Genomic DNA, 19,595 nt, shown 5'->3' on the forward strand with positions numbered 1-19,595 from the left:
GTCGTCGTCATGCCGATCCCGTCATGCGGAACCGGCCGTCCGCAATGGATGCGGCGGCTCAGACGACCTTGCGTTCGAACGGGTCGGAGCTGATGCCCTTGGCGAGGATGTCCTTCGCCCACTCCTTCGCGGTGAACAGGCTGTGGTCGCGGTAGTTGCCGCAGCTTTCGATCGTGGTGGCCGGCACGTCGTCCCACGTGGCCTTGTAGGCGATGAACTCAAGCGATTCCTTGAGCGCCTTCGCCACGTCCTCGGTCGAGTGAGTCCCCCACGTCAGCAGGTGGAATCCGGTACGGCAGCCGAACGGCGAGCAGTCGATGTAGCCGGGAATGCGCTCGCGCAGCAGCACCGCGATCGTGTGTTCGATCGTATGCAGTCCGGCGGTGGGGATCGCGTTCTCGTTCGGCTGGACGAGACGCAGATCATAGTTCGAGATCACGTCGCCGTTCGGGCCGGTCTGCGTATCGATGTAACGCACATACGGCGCCTTCACCTTGGTGTGGTCCAACTGGAAGCTTTCGACGACTGGCTTGTCGGCCATTTCAGACTCCTTGCCTTGAAGATTCGTGTCCGCTACCCATTGTTCCACCATTGACGGCATTCGAGGATGAATCGGCGCAAATCGCCTATAGACGTTGCTTATAGGCGGTTGCTTTCCGAGTTCTTATACGACCTTCCTCTGCTCCCCCTGATAGGGGGAGCTGGCAGCGAAGCTGACTGAGGGGGTCACCCGGGACGTGCCCCACAAACAGCATCCGCCACACTCACGCTCCGGCATCGAACTCGGCGATCGCCTTCATGAACCGCTCGCCGTACTGTTTGAGCTTGCTTTCGCCCACGCCGTTGACCTCAAGGAACTGGTCGTCGGAGACCGGCTTGACGCGGGCCATGTCGCGCAGCGACTTGTCGGAGAACACGATGTACGGCGGCTTGCCGATTTCCTGCGCGATGTCGCGGCGCAGGGCGCGCAGCCGTTGGAACAACGCCTCGTCGGCCTCGCTGACGGGTTCGAACGAGCCGAGCGCGGCGCCCGTCTCCCCCATGCCGGCCGATGCGCCGCCGGATACGCGGGCGGCCTTGCGTTCCACCCGCTTGATCTCGTAATGGAAATCCGGCGCGACCGTCTCGGCGGCCCGCGTACCGAATCCGACGATCGGCAGACGCCCTTCCGACACGAACAGGAACTTGTCGGTCGTCATCTGGCTGAGCACGTCACGCACGCGCGCCTCGGGCGTCTCACGCAACCGTCCGTAGCTCGGACACCGGTCCAGCCCGCGGCCGAGCACGTCCTGCGCGCGCGATCCTCGCAATACGGCGACGATCTTTCCGGAGCCGAGACCCTGCCGCATCGGCATGCGCGTGGGCCGCCCCTGTTCGTCGTAGTCGTACATCACGTCATGCACGCATCGGCTGATGGCGCGCGCGATGTCGGTCACGTCAAGGGTTTCGAACGTGCCGTTGCAGTTCGTGCATCCGCCCTTGCACGTGCCGGGTCGAGCGCCGTCGGCCGGCGCCGTTTCGCCGAAGTATCGGGTCATGTACTCGTGCAGGCAGTCCGTGGTGCGGCAGTAGCCGATCATGGCATCGAGCTTGTGCCACTTGTTGACGCGGTTGATCTCCTGTTCCTCGGGGGTCATGCGCTCGTTGTCGTAATCGGTGTCGAGCAGGCGGCGGCGCGTGACGATGTCGCCGTCGTTCCACAGCAGCGTGCACCGGCTCGGCTCGCCGTCGCGGCCCGCACGCCCGGCCTCCTGATAGTAGGCTTCGATCGAGTCCGGCATGTTGTGATGGATCACGTAGCGCACGTTCGACTTGTCGATGCCCATGCCGAACGCGTTCGTCGCCACGACGACGGGGATGCGGTCGGTGACGAAGTCGCGTTGCGCCCGGTCGCGGATTTCGGCAGACATGCCGCCGTGGTAGGCGACGGCGATCGGACCGAGACGCGCCGCATCGTCGCCGGATGACCCCCCGTCGGTCGCAACCGTCTCGTCCGATGCTCCGGCCGTGCCGGACGCCGCGCGCATCGCCGGCACGGCCCGGTTGAGCGATGCCGCAAGTTCCTCGGTCGCCTTGCGCGTGGCGCAGTACACGATGCCGGACTCGTCCGGATGCGCGGCGATGTACGAGGCCACCCATGCGGCCTTGCGTTTGGTTTCCATCTTGATGACGTCGAAATACAGGTTGTCGCGGTCGAAGCCGGTGACGGTGATCTGCGGATCGTTGAGACCGAGCATGGCGACGACGTCCCGGCGTACCCGTTCGGTGGCGGTGGCGGTGAACGCGGCGACGACCGGGCGAACGGGAAGACCGGCGATGAATTCGCCGATGCCGAGATACGAGGAGCGGAAGTCCTGTCCCCATTGGGAGACGCAATGCGCTTCGTCCACGGCGACGAGCGAGATCGGGGTGCGTGCGGCGAAATCGCGGAACCGCTCGGTTTCGAGGCGTTCTGGCGCCACGTACAGCAGTTTCACGTCGCCTTGGGCTGCCTGGGCGAGCACCATGCCCTGTTCGTCGGGGCTTTGCGTGGTGTTGATGAACGCCGCGGGGATTCCGGCGTCGTTGAGCCCGTCGACCTGGTCGCGCATCAGGGAGATCAGCGGCGAGATGACCACGGTGACGCCGGGCAGCAGCATGGCGGGAATCTGGTAGCACACGGATTTGCCGGCACCGGTGGGCATGACGCCGAGCGCGTCCCGCCCGGCGAGGATCGCCTCGACCAGCCCGGATTGGCCCGGCCTGAACGAGTCGTAGCCGAAATACTGTCTGAGCGCCCCCAGCGCCGCCGCTTGGTCTGTCATGGTTTCCCAGTGTAGGCGACGGAACGGCGAATTGCGGACGGGAGCGGGTCAGACGGGCGTCGCCCCGTCGCACGCCCGCCGCAGGTCTTCGATCTCCCGTTCGAGGGCGCGGATGCGCAGCGCCTGTTCGGCGATGAGACGGTCGCGCGCGTCCGGAACGTATGTCGGCAGGGATTCGTCGGCGGCGTGGCTCGCCCGCCAACGTCGCATGGCGCTGAGAATACGCTGGTGACCGATGAGCTTCGGATACAGTCCGGCCTTGTCGAAGATGGTCATGGGGTCGACGCCGTCACGGTCCTGTTCGACGGCGCCTCGGATGAACTCGTCCGTATAGTAGATGCGGTCCCCGATGACATCGCGAACCGCCGGAAGGGTCAGTAGATAGGCGCGGGTTCGTTCTCCGAGCGGATGGTCGGTCATCGAGAATCCTCCTCGGTTTTCTGGTATAAATCGGCTCCAAAGGATACCCCCCCCCCCAAGACTTTCATCGGGGGATCGTCCCCTCGACGGCATGATCCGCCGGAGCCTGACGCGACTCCCGAACCAAATCGTCCGCACGGATCCGTTCGTTCCACGCTGATCCACACGGCCCGAAACCATACAGGCAGAAACCGGAAGACCCGCATAGGAGACCCGCATACGACATCGGCCGCACCCATCGAAAGACGACGGGCACGGCCGATACGGGATGATTCACAACGCGACGATTCGCCGCGAGGCGGGAATCAGATCGCCTTGAACGCCTGATCGAGGTCGGCGATCAGATCGTCGGCGTCCTCGATGCCGACCGACAGGCGGATCAGGTTCGCCGGCACCTCGAGCGTGGTTCCCGCCACGGATGCGTGGGTCATCGCGCCCGGGTGCTCGATGAGCGATTCGACGCCGCCGAGCGATTCGGCGAGCGTGAACACCTGCGTCGCGCCGGCGAAACGCTTGGCCGCCTCGAATCCGGCCTTGATCTGCACGGAGACCATGCCACCGAAGCCACCGTGCATCTGACGGGCCGCGATCTCATGGCCCGGGTGCGATTCGAGACCCGGGTACCACACACGTTCCACCTCGGAGTGGCCCTCCAGCCACTGCGCGACCTTGAGCGCGTTGCGGCTGTGCTGCTTGACGCGCAGGTCAAGGGTCTTGAGACCGCGGATGTCGAGCCACGAGTCGAACGGCGAGGGCACCGCGCCGGCCGCGTTCTGCAGGAACGCCACCTTGTCGCGCGTCTCCTCGTCGTTGAGGACCACGGCGCCGCCGACCACGTCGGAATGGCCGCCGATGTACTTGGTGGTCGAGTACACGACCACGTCCGCGCCTTCGGCGAGCGGATGCTGGAGCACCGGCGAGGCGAACGTGTTGTCGACCGCGACCTTGACGCCATGCTCGTGCGCGAGCGCCGCCACGGCCTTGATGTCGGTGATGTTGAGCAGCGGGTTCGACGGGGTCTCCACCCAGATGTACGCGTACGGCTTGGTCTTGAACGCCGCGGCCACCGCGTCCAGGTCGGTGATGTCGACCACGTCGAGGCCCACGCCCCACGGCACGAACACCTTGGACAGCAGTCGGTAGGTGCCACCGTACACGTCGTTGCCGAGCAGGATGTTGTCGCCGGGCTTGATGGTCGAGCGCAGCAGCACGTCGATCGCGGCGAGGCCGGAGGAGAACGACAGCGCGTACTTCGCGCCTTCGACGGAGGCGAGCTGCGCGTCGAAGCTGTTGCGCGTCGGGTTGATGGAACGGCTGTAGTCGTAGCCGTTGCGCAGTCCGCCGACGCCGTCCTGCTTGAACGTGGAGGTGGCGTAGATCGGGGTGACGACCGCGCCGGTGGTCGGGTCGGGTTCCTGTCCGGCGTGGATGGCGCGGGTGGCGAGCTGGGAGGCTGCGAGGGCGGCGGCGTTGGTGGAGATGGTCATGGTCGGTTCCTTTCGAGTGTTCCTCTTGCGAGGGTAGTGTCGTGATTCTCGTTTTGTGATGGCGTGGCTATCGGCGTTGCCGATAGCGTGTTATGGGCGTGGGATCCGGCAGGCGACGGCCGTACCGGTGTTCACAGGTATTGCGCGGCGAGCGAGGGCCTGCGGGTCGCTTCGACGATGTCGCCGTACCCGTGGTCGCGCATCCAGTCGTCGTTGAAGATCTTTTCCAGGTAGCTGCGTCCGGAGTCCGGCATGAGCACAACGACGAGCTGGTTCTCGTCCAGGTCGCGTTCGCGCGCGTATCGTACGGCGGCGGCCACGGCCATGCCGGAGGATCCGCCGACGAGCAGGCCTTCCTCCCCGGCGAGACGTCGCGTCATCAGGAACGCGTCATGGTCGTCGATCTTGATGATGTCGTCGGTGATGGTCCGGTCGAACGCCTTCGGGTAGAAGTCCTCGCCGACGCCTTCGATGTCGTACTGGTGCACCGCGTCCATGCTGGGCGCGGAGTAGATCGAGCCTTCCGGGTCGGCGCCGATGACCTTGACCGCGCCGTCCGAGACGTCCTTGAGGTAGCGGCCGGTGCCGGAGATCGTGCCGCCGGTGCCGATGCCGGCCACGAAATGCGTGACCTTGTGGTCCGCGGCCTCCCAGATCTCGGGACCGGTGGTGGCGTAGTGGCTGGCGGGGCCGTTCGGATTGTCGTACTGGTTGGGGCGGAATGCGCCGGGGATGGTGTTGGCGAGCCGTTCGGCGACCTGATAGTAGGATCGCGGGTCGTCGGGGCCGGCATCGGTGGGGGTGACGACGACTTCCGCGCCGTACGCGCGCAGGACGGCGCGCTTGGATTCACTGACTTTGTCGGGCAAGGTGAAGATGGTGCGGTAGCCGCGCTGCTGGGCGACGAGCGCGAGACCGACGCCGGTGTTGCCGGAGGTCGGTTCGACGATCACGCCGCCGGGCTTGAGTTGTCCGGATCGTTCGGCCGCGTCGATGATGCGTTCGGCGATGCGGTCCTTGGACGAGCCGCCGGGATTGAGGTATTCGATCTTGACGGCGATGGTGGCACGGACGTCTTCGGCTACGTGGTTGAGCCTGACGAGCGGGGTGTTGCCGATGGTTTCGACGATGGAAGCGTGGATGGTCATTTCGTTTCTCGTTTCTTCTGCTGGCGGTGTGCTTGGAGCTTGCTATACGGATGGATGGGGGGGGGCTTGGCTCATCGGCCGACGCCGCGGTTACGAGAAACAGGAGAGATGATGCCTCCGCCATGTCACGGAAAAGTGATTTTTCTTCCCTGCGCCCCCCTACCAGGGGAGCTGTCAGCAAAGCTGACCGAGGGGGTTACGGCCGCTCGCGATACTCATGGAACAACCATTTGAAACAACCATCAGGGCATCGCATGAAACCATATTATGGAACCGTACGCGATCCGCCATGGACCAGCCGTGATTCAGAAGCATGAATCCTATCTCAAGTTATGCGTTGTCGACCGTTCGCCACATGCCCGATACGGGCGGCGCGGTCAGCGACAACAACAACACATGAGATACGTCATGGCTCATACGATAGCACCTCGCCAGGCATCCGCGTGTCGCGTCGTTTCGCATACAGAGACAAGTCCATACGAGGCGCGTCCAGCCCCGCACGCCGCACCCGGGGCCGGACGCGCCGGATCCGGACGGACATGACGCGCTCCGCTATGCTGAACGAAGGCATTTCATACGGCCACGACGACAACGAGGTGACTATGACCGTTCCGCAACGCGTACTTGACATCATGCACTCCCCCGGCGTGTATTTTTGCGGCGATCCGGAAATGGACGCGGCGCAGCTCGGGCAGATGAGGATGCTTCACGAGCTCAACGGCACCCTGCCCGGCGATCCGCGACGCGGCGAGCTGTTGCGCGAGTTCTTCGCCGAGTTCGGCGAGGGCGCCTACGTGGAGCTTCCGGTGCACGCGAACTGGGGGTGCGGCACGCATTGGGGCGCCCATGCGTACGCGAATTTCAATCTCACGCTGGTGGATGACGGCGAGATCTTCATCGGCGATCACACGATGATCGGCCCGAACGTGACGCTGGTAACGACCGGCCATCCGATCCGACCCGATCTGCGCGAACGCATCGCGCAGTTCTCGGAACCGATCCATATCGGACGCAACGTGTGGATCGGCGCGAACGTGACGGTGCTTCCCGGGGTGACGATCGGCGACAATGCGGTGATCGGCGCATGCAGCCTGGTCACGCGGGACATTCCTGCCGATTCGGTCGCGTTCGGCTCCCCATGCCGTGTGGTGCGCGAGATCAACGATCATGATCGGGAATACTATTGGCGGGATCGCCGCATTCCGGACGGCATCTGATTTCCCGGGCTTTCATGCCCTACGATGAACCGGCATCGACCGAGTTATCGATACATTACGCCGGGGCGGACACGGCTCGCTCGCATCAGCCCCGATATCACACCATGACGGAGGGGAATCACATGGCCATCGCATACACCGAGGAACGCAATTTCACCAAGGATCAGGTCCAGCAACTGTTCCGATCGGTCGGCTGGGTGTCGGGCGAGTATCCCGATCAGCTGTACAAGGCGCTGATGGGATCGTCGACGGTGGTTTCGGCGTGGGACGGCGACCGTCTGGTCGGTCTGGTGCGCGCATTGGACGACGGCGCGATGCTGGCCTACATGCACTACGTGCTGGTCGACCCCGCCTATCAGGGCCATGGCATCGCCGGGCACATGGTGCGCATGATCCAGGAGAAGTACCGCGACTTCTTCTATGTCGAGGTCATGCCGGAGGAAAGCAAGAACGCATCGTTCTACGAACGCTTCGGTTTCAAGGTCATGACCGACGGCGTGGCCATGCAGACCGTCAATCCGAACTGGTGAGACGCAACCAGTCACAATCAGTCGAACCGATCGGGGCCATCGGCATCCGACCTCAATCGGCCCGCCTCGCACGAATCGGCATCATCGGTGGTATTTCGCGGGCAATCAGTGCCGGAAATACCACCATGCCAGTCCGATTTGCAATATCAACGCCACCAATCCGCACGTGATCACCGTCAATCCGATGACGGCCAGGATCGCGCTATCCAACGCGATGCCGGCGAACAGCGCGACGATCGCAACCGACAGCATCGTTATCTCCAGCACCCGCAACGCCTTCGCGTTGGCTTTGGTCAGCACCGCGCGGTCACGCTCGTCCTCCGGTTTCTGTTCGCCGAAGGCAAGGGCCGCCGTCTCGGAATACGCCGCGCACAGCCACATGACGGCCATGGCGAGAAACATCACGAACGTGATCACCTCCAATGCCCGCGACCACGCATAGCGTTCCGAACGGCCACCGCCAAAGGCCCCCAACGCCAATCCAAGCTGCAACAGCGCGGCCAAGCCCATGCAGATCGCGCTGCGCAACGCCTTGCGACTTCGTATTCTCGGTTTCATTGCAATCCCTGCCTTTCCATCCATGTTCCTGTTCGATTCCTATTCGCCGTCCTCGATGCGTTCGTTTTCGTCCAGCATGCACAGGTCTTCGATGCTGGTGCCGAACACCCGCGCCAGGCGGTAGGCAAGCATGAGCGAGGGGTTGTACTGTTCCTTTTCGATCGAGATGATCGTGCGGGACGACACATGCACCGCATCCGCCAACTCCTGTTGCGTCATGCCGGCTGCTTTCCGGTATTCGCGAACCTTGGTCTTCATCGACCCGCATCACCTCCCGTCATGCCGCCGGAGGCATTGCCCGCAACGCCGCCGGCGATCATCGTTCGATCATAAACTGAAGCATGCTTCATATGAAGTTGACTTCATGTTAGTTCCAGGCGTCGACCATATCAGCCACACGACGCGCCGAAGCCCGTTCGACGTGTCGCATTACAGTGAAGGCATGAGCGAACAGCAATCCATGCCGCAGATCATCGAAACGCAACCCGACCGCACCGATCTGCCGCTGGCGGTGATGCCGACGGTGTTCGAGGCGATGATCGAGCCGTTCAAGGCGAATTTGCCCCTGCTGCACGACATCGCACGCGTGCGCATGTATACGGATCGCACGACGGACAAGGAGACGCTGCTCGCGCGGTCCGCCGACGCGGACGCGGTGATGGTGATCGGATTCCACATTCCCGACGCGGCGCTTGACCGCTTCTGCGGCTTCGACGGCGGCGACGGCCACGTACGTTGCTTCGCATTCGGCGGCACCGGCGTGGCGAGCTACATCAACATGGCGAAGACCCGCGAACGCGGCGTGCGCGTATGCAACATCGTGCATTACGGCGATCATGCGGTGGCCGAGCACACGTTCGCGCTGATTCTGGAACTGGCCCGCGAGACCGGCCGGCTGGACGCCGAGGTGAAGGCCGACGATTGGACCGGCGCGGAAGGCTACGCGCTGCATGGCAAAACACTGGGCCTGATCGGATTCGGCGGCATCGGCCAGACCGTGGCCCGTATCGCCAACGGGTTTGGGATGCATGTGGCCGTATGGAATTCACACGTCGACCCGGCCGCGGCAACCGAACTCGGCGTGGAATTGATCGACGATATGGGAGATCTGATGGAACGCGCGGACATCGTGAGCCTTCACCTGCCGCTGCTGGAGTCCACGGCCGGCATCATCACGGCCCGTCAGCTCGACCGTATGCGTCCGGGCACGTTGTTCGTCAATACCGCGCGAGCTGAGATCATCGAGCCGGGCGCGCTGACCGCACGGCTGCTGCGAGGCGACGTCCAAGCCGCGTTGGACGTGTTCGACCATGAGCCGCTGCCGATGGACGATCTGTTGCGTACCGTGCCGGGTATCGTGTTGACCCCGCATGTGGCGTGGCGCAACGACGAGGCATACGTGAGCCTCACCAGGCAGGTCGTGCAGTCGGTCGCATCGTTCTTCACCGGCGGCGACTTCAACGTGGCGAACTGAGCCCGATCATCCGATCAGGCTTCGACGGAACGGTCGGATCTCGCGCCGTGCTGTCATCCGGTCCACGGCGAACGCGCACACCGTGAACACCAAGATCGAGAACACGAATGGAATCCACGCGACGTACGAGATGACCTGCCGAGTCCCCACGTAACGGATCACGCTGCCGGACAGCAGGTTCTTCACCCAGTACAGCGCCCGCGGCAACGCCTCGTCATATGTGTCGCCCGTATACCACCACGAACTAGCCACCGTATATACGGCGACCACCGCGATCAGCAGCAGCGAACCGCCCGACCAGCGCATCACGCCGCCGTTGAACGCCCATGCGATCAACGCGCCTGCCAACATGCCCAACGAGGCGACGATCAGCATCATCGAGAATATCTTCATCGACATATACAGCCAATCGAACGGCACGACGGCCGGTTCGCTGCACACCGCGCGGCTCGCCAACGTTCCGACCGGGCAATCGGTTCCCGCGAACTGGAAGCGTCCGGACCGATCTCCTTGCAGATACAGCAGCACGCCCGACGGCGAGCGCAGCAGATCGGCCTGCTGGGATTCCGTCGCGGATCGCACCGTTCGCGTCAGTAACGCACCGGCGTACTGCACCGGCATGAGAATGAGCGTCGTCGCGGCGGCGATCGCCACGTTCGCGATCATGCCGACGTTCGCGAACGATCGGCGCGATACGCCATGACACAGTTCGACGTCGAAGAATCCGACGAACCAGATCACGCCGACCAGGAACAGGAACGGGAACATGCGGGCTTCGGTGTCCACGGGAAATGCGGCAGATTCGGAACCCGACTCCGTGAGCTGCGCATACACGCGGTAGGCGGAGATGCTGAGCGTCGCCAAAGGAATGGCGAGCATCACCGCATAGAGAATCGCGCAACGTTTCGCCATCGCGACAAACTGGCGGCTGAGATGCGATTGTGGTCTGATCATGGTTCACCGCTCCCCTGCGTTCGTTGTCATTGGTGTCGGGTCGTCCGCGACATCGCCCGCAACATTGCCCGATTGCCCGGTCGCTGCGATGACGTAATCCTGCAAGCTCAGTCCGCTGGCGACGATGCCTTCGGGCAGGTCGTTCGCGTCGATCTCGCCACGGACGGTCACACTGGCCAGTCGGCCCATCCGTTCCTTCGCGACGACGCCCAGTCCGGCGTCCGCGATGAAATCGTCCACCGTATTCTCGTCGCCCACCAGCACCGCGGCGCGGGAACCGACCGTTTCGGCGGCGAATTCGTCCACGACGCGGCCCCGGTCGAGGATGATCGCACGTTCGACGACATGCGTGATCTCGTCAATGATGTGCGTCGAGACGACGATGGTGCGCGGTCGTTCGACGTACGATTCGATCAGGAACCGGTAGAACAGCTGCCGATTGGCCGCGTCGAGTCCGAGCACCGGTTCGTCGAGCAGTAGCACGTCGACCGGCACGCACAGCGCGGCGACCAATTGCACGATCTGCCTCTGGCCGAGCGACAGGTTGCCGTACATCATGCCCGGCGCTATGCCGAATTCGGCGAGCATGCGCGAGCAGAATCCCCAGTCGAAGCCGCCGTAGTAGCGTTCCTCGCGGCGGAACAATGTGCTCAGGCGCACCGGCCAGAGGAACGGGCGGGTTTCGTTGGCGAGGTAGATGCGGCCCTGCGCGGTTTCGTTGTCGCGCACGTTGGCGCCGTCGAGCATGACCATGCCGTCGCTCGGCAGCAGGCGATTGGCGATTAGCCCAAGCAGAGTGGATTTGCCGGCGCCGTTGCGGCCGAACAGTCCGTAGATGGCCGGCTGCAGGACGAGATTGACATGATCGAGCGCGGGTTTGGCGCCGTTGCCATAGGTTTTGACGAGGTTGGTGACGGTGAGGCTCATGACCGGTAGCCTTTCTTGACGATGTCGGCGAGTTCGTCGGCGGTGATGCCGAGCCGTTTGGCTTCGGCGACGAACCTCGCGACCTGTTCGGTGAGGAATTCCTCGCGTTTGGCGGCCTTCGCCCGTTCCGCCGCTCCCGGGGTGACGAACATGCCCAGTCCGCGGCGTTTTTCGAGCAGTCCTTGTTCGACGAGCAGGTTCATGCCTTTGAGCACGGTCGCCGGGTTGATGCGGTAGGCCGAGGAGATTTCCGTGGTGCTGGGTACCTGGTCGCCTTCGCGGTAGGTGCCGGCGATGATCGCCTCGTTGAGCTGGTCGGCGACCTGTCTAAACAGCGGGACGCCGTTGGAATCGTCGAAATGCACGGGTTGCGGTCACCTCCTTGATCCCCTCGGCCGTGCCACGCATACGACACAACCTCATTGGTTCATTACTTATGTAACTAACCATATAACCAATGGGATGGAACGTCAATAACGCACCGTGATCGTGTCGCGCTACAGCGATGCGGCTTCGATGAGTTGACGGGTGTAGGCGGATCGCGGATCGCCAAGCACCGCGGAGGCCGACCCGCATTCCTCGACGCGTCCGTCGTGGAGCACGAGGATGCGGTCGGCGATGTGCTGGACGACGCCGAGATCGTGCGACACCATGACGATCGCCGTTTCACGATGTGTTTCACGGATGGTGGCGAACGCGTCGAGAATCTGGATGCGGGCCGCCACGTCGATCGCGCTCATCGGTTCGTCGGCGAGGATGATCTTCGGCTCGTTCACGATCGCACGCGCGATGGCGACGCGTTGCGCCTGGCCTCCGGACAGGTCGATCGGATACCGGCCTGCGAAGATCGCCGGATCAAGGCCGACGGTACGCAGCGCCGCGGCGGCCCGTGCGTCGATGTCGGCACGGGACAGATCGCGGCGCTGGATCAGCAGCGGTTCCGCAACGGACCGTGCGACGCGCCAGCGCGGGTCGAGCGAGGAGAACGGGTCCTGGAACACGAGGCCGGATTCGCGACGGATATCGCCTCCCGCATAATCGACGGTGCCCGAGTCTGCGGATTCAAGGCCGAGCATGATGCGGGTCAACGTCGATTTGCCCGAACCGGAACCGCCGATGACGGCGAGGCATTCTCCCGGATACACGTCGGCGGACACGTCGAAAAGCATCTGACGGCGCGCGGAACGACGGCCGAAGCATTTATTGACATGGCGGGCGGAGAGGAGCGAGGCTACGGTCATGATCAACATCCTTCGACAATCAGTGACAACGTGCGGGCCGCGGAGACGAGATGAGTGGATTCGGGAGTGGTCGGGCGTTCGAGCAGGCCAGAGGTGGAGCCGGAGTCGGCGATCGCACCGTCGGAGAGCACGTAGCAGCGCGTGGTGGCGTGGGCGAGCACGGCGAAATCGTGGGTGATGAACAGCATGGACGCGCCGGCGTCGTCGACCAGCGAGACGAGCAGGTCGACGATCTGCCGTTGGACGATCGAGTCGAGTGCGGTGGTCGGCTCGTCGGCGATGATGAACCGCGGCGACGTGATCAACGCGGTCGCGATGCCGACGCGCTGCTGTTGTCCGCCGGACAGCTGATGCGGATACTTGTCCATCACGTCGGACGGCAGACCGACCTTGTCGAGCATCGCCCGCACGCGATCCTGCCGTTCGGCACGGTTCAGGTCATAATGCAATCGCAACGGCAGGGCGATCTGCTGGCCGACGGTCATCACCGGATTGAGCGAGACGGCCGGATTCTGGAACACCATGCCCATATACCGGCCGCGCAGATCGGCCAACGTCGCATCATCCGTTCCGACGATCTGCCGATCGCCGGCCATGATCGAGCCGGATACCGTCGCATTCGCCGGCAACAGTCCCATGATCGCGCGCGAGATCATCGACTTTCCCGACCCTGACGAGCCGACCAACCCGACGCGCTCCCCATCGGCGATATCCATATCCACGTTCCGAACGATGGACTTCCCGCCGATCGCAACGTTCAATCCCCGAATCTCAACGCTCACCGCGAGGTCTCCTTCCGCAGTTCCGGATTGGTCAGCGGGTCAATGGCGTCGCGCAGCACGTCACCGAAGATGTTGAGCGCGACGACGATCACCGTGACGATCAATCCCGGCCACAGCACCGTCAGCGGATACACGTTGATGAACTTGACCGACGTGGCGAGCGAATGCCCCCAGCTCGGCACGCCGCTCGGCACGCCGATGCCCAGATATGTCAGTCCGCTTTCCGCCAACACCGCCGTTCCGGCCGACAGCGAAAGCTGCACGAGCAATACCGGCAGTGTGTTCGGCACGATGTGCCGCACGAATGTCCACCAGCCGGAAGCCCCGTTGGACAGCGCGGATTCGACATACGACGACCGCGCGGCGAGCAGTGCGGCGGGACGTGCGACGCGCGCGAGGTTCAGCCCGTACCCGAATCCGCAGGCGACGACGATCACGACGATCGACGCACCGAGCGGCACGGCGAGGATCAACGCGAGCAGCACGGTCGGTATGGAAATCAACGCGTCGACGATCACCACGGATGCGGAGGTGAGCGCGGACGACCGTGCGACCATCGCCGCGACGAGCAGCAGTCCGAACGCGGCCGCGAACAGCACCGTCAGGATCACGATGAGCAGGTTCGTGCGCGAGCCGGCCATCAGCCAGCTGAGCACGTCCGCACCGGTGCCGTCGGTGCCGAGCCAGTGCGCGGCGGACGGTTTCGCCCAGACATGGTATCCGTCGGTCGCCAGCAGCGGCTGCGGCGTCCAGAACAGGGAGACCAGCGACACGGCCAGCCACAATCCGAGCGCGATCAGCGAGAATTTGCCTTCGGCCCGTCGCCACATGGAACGAACGACGATCATGCGATCACCTCCGCAATGGTGGACGCGGTAGCCAGCCGCGGGTCGAGTGCGCGGTGCAGGAGGTCGACGAGCAAACCGACGGCCAGGAAGAACGCGGCGAGCATGAACAGTTCGCTTTGCACGGCGATCAGATCGCGGTTGCCGACGTCGGTGACGAGGCCCGAGCCGATGCCGGGCAGCGCGAACAGGTTTTCGATGACCATGACGCCGGTGATCATTTCCGCGAACGTCAGCCCGATCACCGACACCAGCTGCGGCATGGCGAGACGTAACCCGACACGGATCACGGCCTGACGGCGCGTCATGCCGCACGCCATCGCCATGTCGATATGACCGGAGGCCGCGATCTCCCCCAGCGCCGAGCGCGTGTAGCGCATGAGTCCGGCCCCGACGATGATGCCGACCGACAACGCCGGCAATACCAGCGACCAGAGCGCCTCCCCGGGCGCCCCCCAGCCGTACATCGGAAACCCCTGCGAGGGAAACAGTCCGATCAGACCGGTGCCGCGCGAGAACAGCAGGATGAGCAGCAGACCGCCCCACAAAGCCGGAATCGCGCCGCCGATCAGACCGACCACGTGGAACACGGTCCGCGCCCACGACGAGCGCGCCAGCGTCGCCGCCACGCCGAGCGGAATGCCGATCAGCATCGCGATCAGCAGACCCAACACGATCAGCGGAAACGTGATCGCCGCACGCGCGCCGACGAGCGAGGTCACCGATCGTCCGGTCAGAATCGACGTGCCGAAGTCGCCGCGCAGCAATCCGCCCACCCAGTCGGCATACTGGACGACCAACGGACGGTTCAATCCGAACTGCTCACGCAGCGCCTCGACGCGCGATGCCGGCGAGTTCAATCCGGCCATCACCGACGCGACGTCGCCCGGCAGGATCCGCAGCGCCGCGAACACGACGACGGATATGCCGAACAACGCCGCGACGAACAATGCAAGACGTCTGAGAAGAAATCGCATATACGGCTCCTTGTATGTACGGCATCGTTTCGTCCGAGACTAGATCATCCGGTGGCCGCGTGGGACCGGGGCATCCTATTCCCGACACGCTCCGGGCCGCTCGGCCAAGTCATACGGTCGGAAACAGGATGCCCCGATCCCACGCTCAGTTAGTCCGTTACGTTACGTTTCATAATCCACATAAAATCACGACCAACAAACGCGACAGAACAGACCGACGAGCGTGGGACCGGGATATGCCGTTCGAGACCGTAGGCTTGGCCGAACGGCCTTGAGTGTGTCGCGAATGGCATATCCCGGTCCCACGCGGTCACCGCACCGTCCGCGATGTCAGTCCCTACTTCGTGTAGGTCACGTCGTACAGCGGCAGGAGGGTCTGGTTGAGGTTGACCGGGAAGCCGGAGACGCCGTTGGCCCAGACGGTGGTGACGCGGTAGTTGAACAGCCAGTCGGCCGGCGCGTCCTCGGACACGAGCTTGGCGGCCTTGGCGAGCAGCTCGTCGCGCTCGTCGTCGGAGGTCGCGGCGATGGCCTGCGCGTACAGCTGCTGCACGTCCTTGTTGTCGTAGTTGTAGTAGTACGTCGGGTCGGCCCACTGGTAGAAGTCGTGGCTTTCGTTGTGGTCGACGAGCGAGATGTCGTAGTCCTTGTTCGTGTATACGTCCTGCAGCCACGTGGAGAATTCGACCACGTTGACCTTGAGGTCGATGCCGATCTTGGCGAGCTGCGATCGTAGCTGGTCGCCGAGTTCGGTGCCGTAGATGTTCGCGTAGGTGAGGGTCAGCGTCAGCGGCTTGGATTCGCTGTATCCGGCTTCGGCCATGAGCGCCTTGGCCTTGTCGAGGTCGTACGGGTAGAGGCCGGTGAGGTCCTCGTAGCCGGGGTCGAGCGACGGGATCGGGCCGCCGAGCGCCTTGTCGGCGCCGCCGCGCGAGGCGATGAGCTCGTCGTGGTTGATGGCGTAGCGGATGGCCTGGCGCACGCGCTTGTCGGACGTGTTCTTGCCCTTGGAGTTGAACGCCATCACGTATTTGTCGGTGTCGTCGCCGGCCTTGACCGTGTAGTGCTCGCCGTCGGAGACGAACGGCGAGGCGAGGTTTTCGGTGATCGGCGCAAGCACCTGCACGGTGCCGGATTTGAGCGCGTTCACGGCCGCGTTGTCGTCGGCGAGGTACTTGATGACGACGTTCTCGGTCTTGGCCTTGTGCGTGCCCCAGTACTTCGGGTTGGCCTTGAGCGTGATCGAATCGTTGGTGACAAACTTGGCGACGGTGTACGGGCCGGAGCCGATCGCTTCAGTTTTCGCGTCGTACTTGGCGTCCTTGTCGAAGACGAGGCCGGGACGGCCGGTGAGCGTCCACAGCAGGTTCGAGTTGGCGGTCTTGAGCGTGATCGTCACGGTGTTCGCGCTATCGTCTGCGGCGACCGACTTGACCATGCTCAGCGAATCGGCGTCGTGGTACTGGTTCTTGATGAGCTCGTTGATCGACCATGCGACGTCTTCGGCGGTGAGCGCGTCGCCGTTGGAGAACGTCATGTTCTCGTTGAGATGGAACGTGTAGGTCAGGCCGTCCTTGCTTTCGTCCCAGCTTTTCGCGATGGACGGCACGACCTGGTTGTTCTCGTCGCGGGCGACGAGTCCTTCGTACACGTTGCCGATGAGCACCTGATCAAGCGCGGATCCGGACGTATTGCGGATGTCAAGATTGGTGGGCGCGAGTTTGAGGCCGATCGTGACGGTGTCGGCCGCGTTGCCGGACGTGGCGCTGCCGTCGCCGACGACGTTCGGATTGGTTGACGATTTCGGCTTGGCGATGTTGACGCCGACGATGATCGCGATCGCGACGATCACGCCGATGATGGCTCCCAGCCACCAGCGGCCGTTCTTCTTGCGCGCTTTGGCGCGGCCTTCGAGACTGCTGTCCGTGGTTGCGCCGGTCTGGCCGTGCGCACCATTGTTGTCTGACATGGTTCTTCCTCTTGAATTATCGCAATATATGACGAAACGGCTGGCCGCCCATACGGGTCGACCGCCGTTCGTCATTGTAGCGCCGGCACTGGCCGGACATCGGGATCCTGCTTCTGGAAGTTCCTATCAGAGTTCGAAGCCGAGTTCCTCGGCGGCAGCGGTGGGCACCGGGTCGTCGGCCCACAGGTCCTCGAGGTTCTCGTTGGTGGCCAGGGACCGGATTTCGGCCTTGTCGATGTACAGTTCGCCGCTCAGATGGTCGGTCTCATGCTGGAAGATGCGGGCCGGCCAGCCGTGCAGGTGCTCCTCGTGCTGCTTGCCGTCCTCGTCCTGCCAGCGGGCGGTGATATCGAGCCAGCGCTTGCGCACGGCCTGGTAGCCGTCGAAGCTCAGGCAGCCTTCGTAGAAGCTGCGGGTCTCCTCGCCGATCGGCTCGTAGCTGGGGTTGATGATGACGTGGAACGGGAATTCGCCGATCTCGCGCGGATCGTCCTCGTCGTCGCGGATATGGTCCTCGACGACGGCGAGCGACAGGCCGAGGCCGATCTGCGTGGCGGCAAGGCCGACGCCGGGCGCTTCGAGCATGGTGGTGTGCATCGTGTCGATGAGCTTGTCGAGCGTCTTGCGGCTCAGCTGGCCGGCGTACGGTATGGTCTGCTCGCGCAGCACGGGTTCGCCGGCCTGCACGATCGGCAGGATGTGCTCCTTGCCGCCGGTTTTGATGAGCTGTTCGACGGCGCGGTTGATTTCGATGTCGACTTTGGAGTTCTTTGCGAACATGGTTCCGTTGTTCCTTTGCGGGGACTGCACCGGATGGTGCGGGGCTTGGTTTACAGGGCGAGTTCCTCGGCGACGACCGCGGCGAGGCGGTTGCAGACCTCGTCGGCCTGCTCCTGCGTGGCGGCCTCGGCCATGACGCGCACGAGCGGTTCGGTGCCGGAGGGTCGCAGGAGCACACGGCCAGTGTCGCCGAGCAGCTTCTCCTCGCGTTCGACGGCGGCCTGCACCTTGGCGTTCGTGGTGGCGGCCTGCTTGTCGACGTTCGGCACGTTGACGAGCGTCTGCGGCAGCTGCGGGAAGTCGGCGGCGAGCTCCTTGAGGCTCTTGCCGGAACGCACGACCTCGTTGCACAGGGTGAGCGCGGTCAGCGTGCCGTCGCCGGTGGTGGCGTATTCGCGGTTGATGACGTGGCCGGACTGTTCTCCGCCGAGCGTGTAGCCGCCGCGCAGCATCTCCTCGAGCACGTAGCGGTCGCCGACGGCGGTCTGCACGGTCTTGATGCCCATGTCCTTCAGGGCGAGTTTCAGGCCGAGGTTGCTCATGACGGTCACTACGAGCGTGTTGTCGGCGAGCTTGCCGGCCTCCTTCTTGGCGCGCGCGAGGATGCCCATGATCTGATCGCCGTTGACCATGTTGCCGTCCTCGTCCACCGCGAGGCACCGGTCGGCGTCGCCGTCGAACGCGACGCCCATCACCGCGTCGGTGGCCTTGACCATGGCCTGCAGCTGTTCGGGGTGCGTGGAGCCGGCGTGCTTGTTGATGTTGTAGCCGTCCGGGGACGCGTTGATGACGATCACGTCGGCGCCGGCGCGGCGCAGCGCTTCCGGGGCGACCACGGAGGTGGCGCCGTTGGCGCAGTCGGCGACGATCTTGAGGCCGCGCAGCGGCTTGGGCTGGGTCTTGTCCGGGTTGAGCGGCGCGATCGTGGAGACGAGGTGGTCGATGTACAGGTTGGTGGCGGTGACGGAATCGTGGCTGATGCGGCCGACTCCGGCTCCGGTCGGACGTTCCCATTCCTTGCCGAGCACGGCTTCGATCTCGTCTTCCTTGCCGTCGGCGAGCTTGAAGCCGCCGCGGGCGAAGAACTTGATGCCGTTGTCGGGCATCGGATTGTGGGATGCGGAGATCACCGCGCCCATTTCGACGTTGAGCACGGAGGTGAGGTAGGCGATGCCCGGAGTGGGGATGATGCCCGCGTCGATCACGTCGAAACCGCCGGCGGTCATGCCGGCGGACAGCGCGGCGGCGAGGAAGTCGCCGGAGACGCGGGTGTCGCGGCCGACGAGCGCACGACGACGTCCTTCCGGCTGGTCGTCGCGCCGGGCGTCGGACTTGCCGAGCACGCGCACGGCGGCGTCGCCCAGTTCGAGCGCCAGTTTTGCGGTCAGGTCCCTGTTGGCCAATCCACGAACACCATCGGTTCCAAACATACGTGGCATATCGTTACTTCCTCGCTGTTTCGTTGTCAGTCTACGGTGCACC

The 19,595-nt window shown here is 64.0% G+C and carries 20 protein-coding genes; 3 read left to right on the plus strand and 17 right to left on the minus strand.

From position 1 onward, the window contains the following. Positions 1 to 58 precede the first annotated feature (58 nt). The 5 genes from GFD25_RS00095 to GFD25_RS00115 all read right to left on the minus strand — a co-directional run bounded on the left by GFD25_RS00095 (position 59) and on the right by GFD25_RS00115 (position 5,859). A complete protein-coding gene (locus tag GFD25_RS00095) occupies positions 59 to 541 on the minus strand; it encodes an S-ribosylhomocysteine lyase (RefSeq protein ID WP_163228703.1) in 483 nt (160 codons plus the stop codon). Positions 542 to 764: 223 nt separating this feature from the next. After that, positions 765 to 2,804 carry a RecQ family ATP-dependent DNA helicase gene (locus GFD25_RS00100; protein WP_163228705.1) on the minus strand — a complete coding sequence of 680 codons (2,040 nt, stop codon included), beginning with the start codon at positions 2,802 to 2,804 and terminating at the stop codon, positions 765 to 767. 48 nt (positions 2,805 to 2,852) lie between these two features. Continuing rightward, complete coding sequence (locus GFD25_RS00105; protein ID WP_163228708.1) at positions 2,853 to 3,224, minus strand: hypothetical protein; 372 nt, start codon at positions 3,222 to 3,224, stop codon at positions 2,853 to 2,855. A 305-nt stretch (positions 3,225 to 3,529) separates the two neighbouring features. Then, positions 3,530 to 4,711 (minus strand): cystathionine gamma-synthase, encoded by a 1,182-nt coding sequence (locus tag GFD25_RS00110; RefSeq protein WP_163228710.1) that lies wholly within the window; start codon positions 4,709 to 4,711, stop codon positions 3,530 to 3,532. A gap of 131 nt (positions 4,712 to 4,842) precedes the next feature. Then, on the minus strand, positions 4,843 to 5,859 hold the full coding sequence (locus GFD25_RS00115) for a pyridoxal-phosphate dependent enzyme (protein WP_163228713.1): 1,017 nt from the start codon (positions 5,857 to 5,859) through the stop codon (positions 4,843 to 4,845). 602 nt (positions 5,860 to 6,461) lie between these two features. Between GFD25_RS00115 and GFD25_RS00120 the strand changes: the two genes are divergently transcribed. Together GFD25_RS00120 and GFD25_RS00125 are read left to right on the plus strand one after the other, a co-directional pair. Next, a complete protein-coding gene (locus tag GFD25_RS00120) occupies positions 6,462 to 7,076 on the plus strand; it encodes a sugar O-acetyltransferase (RefSeq protein ID WP_163228715.1) in 615 nt (204 codons plus the stop codon). 122 nt (positions 7,077 to 7,198) lie between these two features. Further along, entirely contained in the window at positions 7,199 to 7,606 is a 408-nt protein-coding gene (locus tag GFD25_RS00125; RefSeq protein WP_163228718.1) for a GNAT family N-acetyltransferase, read from the plus strand. Between the two features lie 105 nt (positions 7,607 to 7,711). On the opposite strand, the gene GFD25_RS00130 is transcribed toward GFD25_RS00125, so the two are convergent. Further along, complete coding sequence (locus tag GFD25_RS00130) at positions 7,712 to 8,188, minus strand: DUF2178 domain-containing protein (protein ID WP_163228721.1); 477 nt, start codon at positions 8,186 to 8,188, stop codon at positions 7,712 to 7,714. 15 nt (positions 8,189 to 8,203) lie between these two features. Continuing rightward, positions 8,204 to 8,422: a helix-turn-helix transcriptional regulator gene (locus GFD25_RS00135; protein WP_163228723.1), complete on the minus strand. Its 219-nt coding sequence runs from the start codon at positions 8,420 to 8,422 to the stop codon at positions 8,204 to 8,206. A gap of 202 nt (positions 8,423 to 8,624) precedes the next feature. Between GFD25_RS00135 and GFD25_RS00140 the strand changes: the two genes are divergently transcribed. Beyond that, positions 8,625 to 9,638, plus strand: coding sequence for an NAD(P)-dependent oxidoreductase (locus GFD25_RS00140; protein ID WP_163229025.1), 1,014 nt, complete (start codon positions 8,625 to 8,627; stop codon positions 9,636 to 9,638). A 6-nt stretch (positions 9,639 to 9,644) separates the two neighbouring features. Here GFD25_RS00140 and GFD25_RS00145 read toward each other — a convergent pair whose 3' ends face one another. From GFD25_RS00145 to glmM, 10 genes are all read right to left on the minus strand, one after another. Further along, complete coding sequence (locus tag GFD25_RS00145; protein ID WP_163228726.1) at positions 9,645 to 10,592, minus strand: hypothetical protein; 948 nt, start codon at positions 10,590 to 10,592, stop codon at positions 9,645 to 9,647. 3 nt (positions 10,593 to 10,595) lie between these two features. Continuing rightward, positions 10,596 to 11,519, minus strand: coding sequence for an ATP-binding cassette domain-containing protein (locus tag GFD25_RS00150; protein WP_163228729.1), 924 nt, complete (start codon positions 11,517 to 11,519; stop codon positions 10,596 to 10,598). Then, the gene (locus GFD25_RS00155) at positions 11,516 to 11,884 is read right to left on the minus strand and encodes a GntR family transcriptional regulator (RefSeq protein ID WP_163228732.1); all 369 of its coding nucleotides are present in this window, start codon (positions 11,882 to 11,884) and stop codon (positions 11,516 to 11,518) included. The genes GFD25_RS00150 and GFD25_RS00155 overlap by 4 nt, the downstream gene beginning before the upstream one ends. 132 nt (positions 11,885 to 12,016) lie before the next feature. Then, complete coding sequence (locus GFD25_RS00160; RefSeq protein WP_163228735.1) at positions 12,017 to 12,760, minus strand: ABC transporter ATP-binding protein; 744 nt, start codon at positions 12,758 to 12,760, stop codon at positions 12,017 to 12,019. Positions 12,761 to 12,762: 2 nt separating this feature from the next. Then, positions 12,763 to 13,542 (minus strand): ATP-binding cassette domain-containing protein, encoded by a 780-nt coding sequence (locus GFD25_RS00165; RefSeq protein WP_163228737.1) that lies wholly within the window; start codon positions 13,540 to 13,542, stop codon positions 12,763 to 12,765. After that, complete coding sequence (locus GFD25_RS00170; RefSeq protein ID WP_163229027.1) at positions 13,539 to 14,372, minus strand: ABC transporter permease; 834 nt, start codon at positions 14,370 to 14,372, stop codon at positions 13,539 to 13,541. Before GFD25_RS00170 ends, GFD25_RS00165 begins: the two co-directional genes overlap by 4 nt. Before the next feature lie 14 nt (positions 14,373 to 14,386). After that, positions 14,387 to 15,364 carry an ABC transporter permease gene (locus GFD25_RS00175; RefSeq protein ID WP_163228739.1) on the minus strand — a complete coding sequence of 326 codons (978 nt, stop codon included), beginning with the start codon at positions 15,362 to 15,364 and terminating at the stop codon, positions 14,387 to 14,389. Between the two features lie 337 nt (positions 15,365 to 15,701). Beyond that, on the minus strand, positions 15,702 to 17,333 hold the full coding sequence (locus GFD25_RS00180; RefSeq protein WP_163228741.1) for an ABC transporter substrate-binding protein: 1,632 nt from the start codon (positions 17,331 to 17,333) through the stop codon (positions 15,702 to 15,704). A gap of 126 nt (positions 17,334 to 17,459) precedes the next feature. Beyond that, the gene (locus tag GFD25_RS00185; RefSeq protein ID WP_163228743.1) at positions 17,460 to 18,113 is read right to left on the minus strand and encodes a peptide deformylase; all 654 of its coding nucleotides are present in this window, start codon (positions 18,111 to 18,113) and stop codon (positions 17,460 to 17,462) included. A gap of 50 nt (positions 18,114 to 18,163) precedes the next feature. Next, entirely contained in the window at positions 18,164 to 19,552 is a 1,389-nt protein-coding gene (gene glmM / locus GFD25_RS00190; protein WP_163228745.1) for a phosphoglucosamine mutase, read from the minus strand. Positions 19,553 to 19,595: the final 43 nt, after the last annotated feature.

Source organism: Bifidobacterium aerophilum (assembly GCF_010667685.1).
GTDB lineage: Bacteria > Actinomycetota > Actinomycetes > Actinomycetales > Bifidobacteriaceae > Bifidobacterium > Bifidobacterium aerophilum.

Bases quoted from the DNA above. Each gene is read 5' to 3' on its own strand.
- GFD25_RS00095 (WP_163228703.1), bottom strand. From the start codon at position 541: ATGGCCGACAAGCCAGTCGTCGAAAGCTTCCAGTTGGACCACACCAAG.
- GFD25_RS00100 (WP_163228705.1), bottom strand. From the start codon at position 2,804: ATGACAGACCAAGCGGCGGCGCTGGGGGCGCTCAGACAGTATTTCGGC.
- GFD25_RS00105 (WP_163228708.1), bottom strand. From the start codon at position 3,224: ATGACCGACCATCCGCTCGGAGAACGAACCCGCGCCTATCTACTGACC.
- GFD25_RS00110 (WP_163228710.1), bottom strand. From the start codon at position 4,711: ATGACCATCTCCACCAACGCCGCCGCCCTCGCAGCCTCCCAGCTCGCC.
- GFD25_RS00115 (WP_163228713.1), bottom strand. From the start codon at position 5,859: ATGACCATCCACGCTTCCATCGTCGAAACCATCGGCAACACCCCGCTC.
- GFD25_RS00120 (WP_163228715.1), top strand. From the start codon at position 6,462: ATGACCGTTCCGCAACGCGTACTTGACATCATGCACTCCCCCGGCGTG.
- GFD25_RS00125 (WP_163228718.1), top strand. From the start codon at position 7,199: ATGGCCATCGCATACACCGAGGAACGCAATTTCACCAAGGATCAGGTC.
- GFD25_RS00130 (WP_163228721.1), bottom strand. From the start codon at position 8,188: ATGGATGGAAAGGCAGGGATTGCAATGAAACCGAGAATACGAAGTCGC.
- GFD25_RS00135 (WP_163228723.1), bottom strand. From the start codon at position 8,422: ATGAAGACCAAGGTTCGCGAATACCGGAAAGCAGCCGGCATGACGCAA.
- GFD25_RS00140 (WP_163229025.1), top strand. From the start codon at position 8,625: ATGCCGCAGATCATCGAAACGCAACCCGACCGCACCGATCTGCCGCTG.
- GFD25_RS00145 (WP_163228726.1), bottom strand. From the start codon at position 10,592: ATGATCAGACCACAATCGCATCTCAGCCGCCAGTTTGTCGCGATGGCG.
- GFD25_RS00150 (WP_163228729.1), bottom strand. From the start codon at position 11,519: ATGAGCCTCACCGTCACCAACCTCGTCAAAACCTATGGCAACGGCGCC.
- GFD25_RS00160 (WP_163228735.1), bottom strand. From the start codon at position 12,760: ATGACCGTAGCCTCGCTCCTCTCCGCCCGCCATGTCAATAAATGCTTC.
- GFD25_RS00170 (WP_163229027.1), bottom strand. From the start codon at position 14,372: ATGTGGCGACGGGCCGAAGGCAAATTCTCGCTGATCGCGCTCGGATTG.
- GFD25_RS00175 (WP_163228739.1), bottom strand. From the start codon at position 15,364: ATGCGATTTCTTCTCAGACGTCTTGCATTGTTCGTCGCGGCGTTGTTC.
- GFD25_RS00180 (WP_163228741.1), bottom strand. From the start codon at position 17,333: ATGTCAGACAACAATGGTGCGCACGGCCAGACCGGCGCAACCACGGAC.
- GFD25_RS00185 (WP_163228743.1), bottom strand. From the start codon at position 18,113: ATGTTCGCAAAGAACTCCAAAGTCGACATCGAAATCAACCGCGCCGTC.
- glmM (WP_163228745.1), bottom strand. From the start codon at position 19,552: ATGCCACGTATGTTTGGAACCGATGGTGTTCGTGGATTGGCCAACAGG.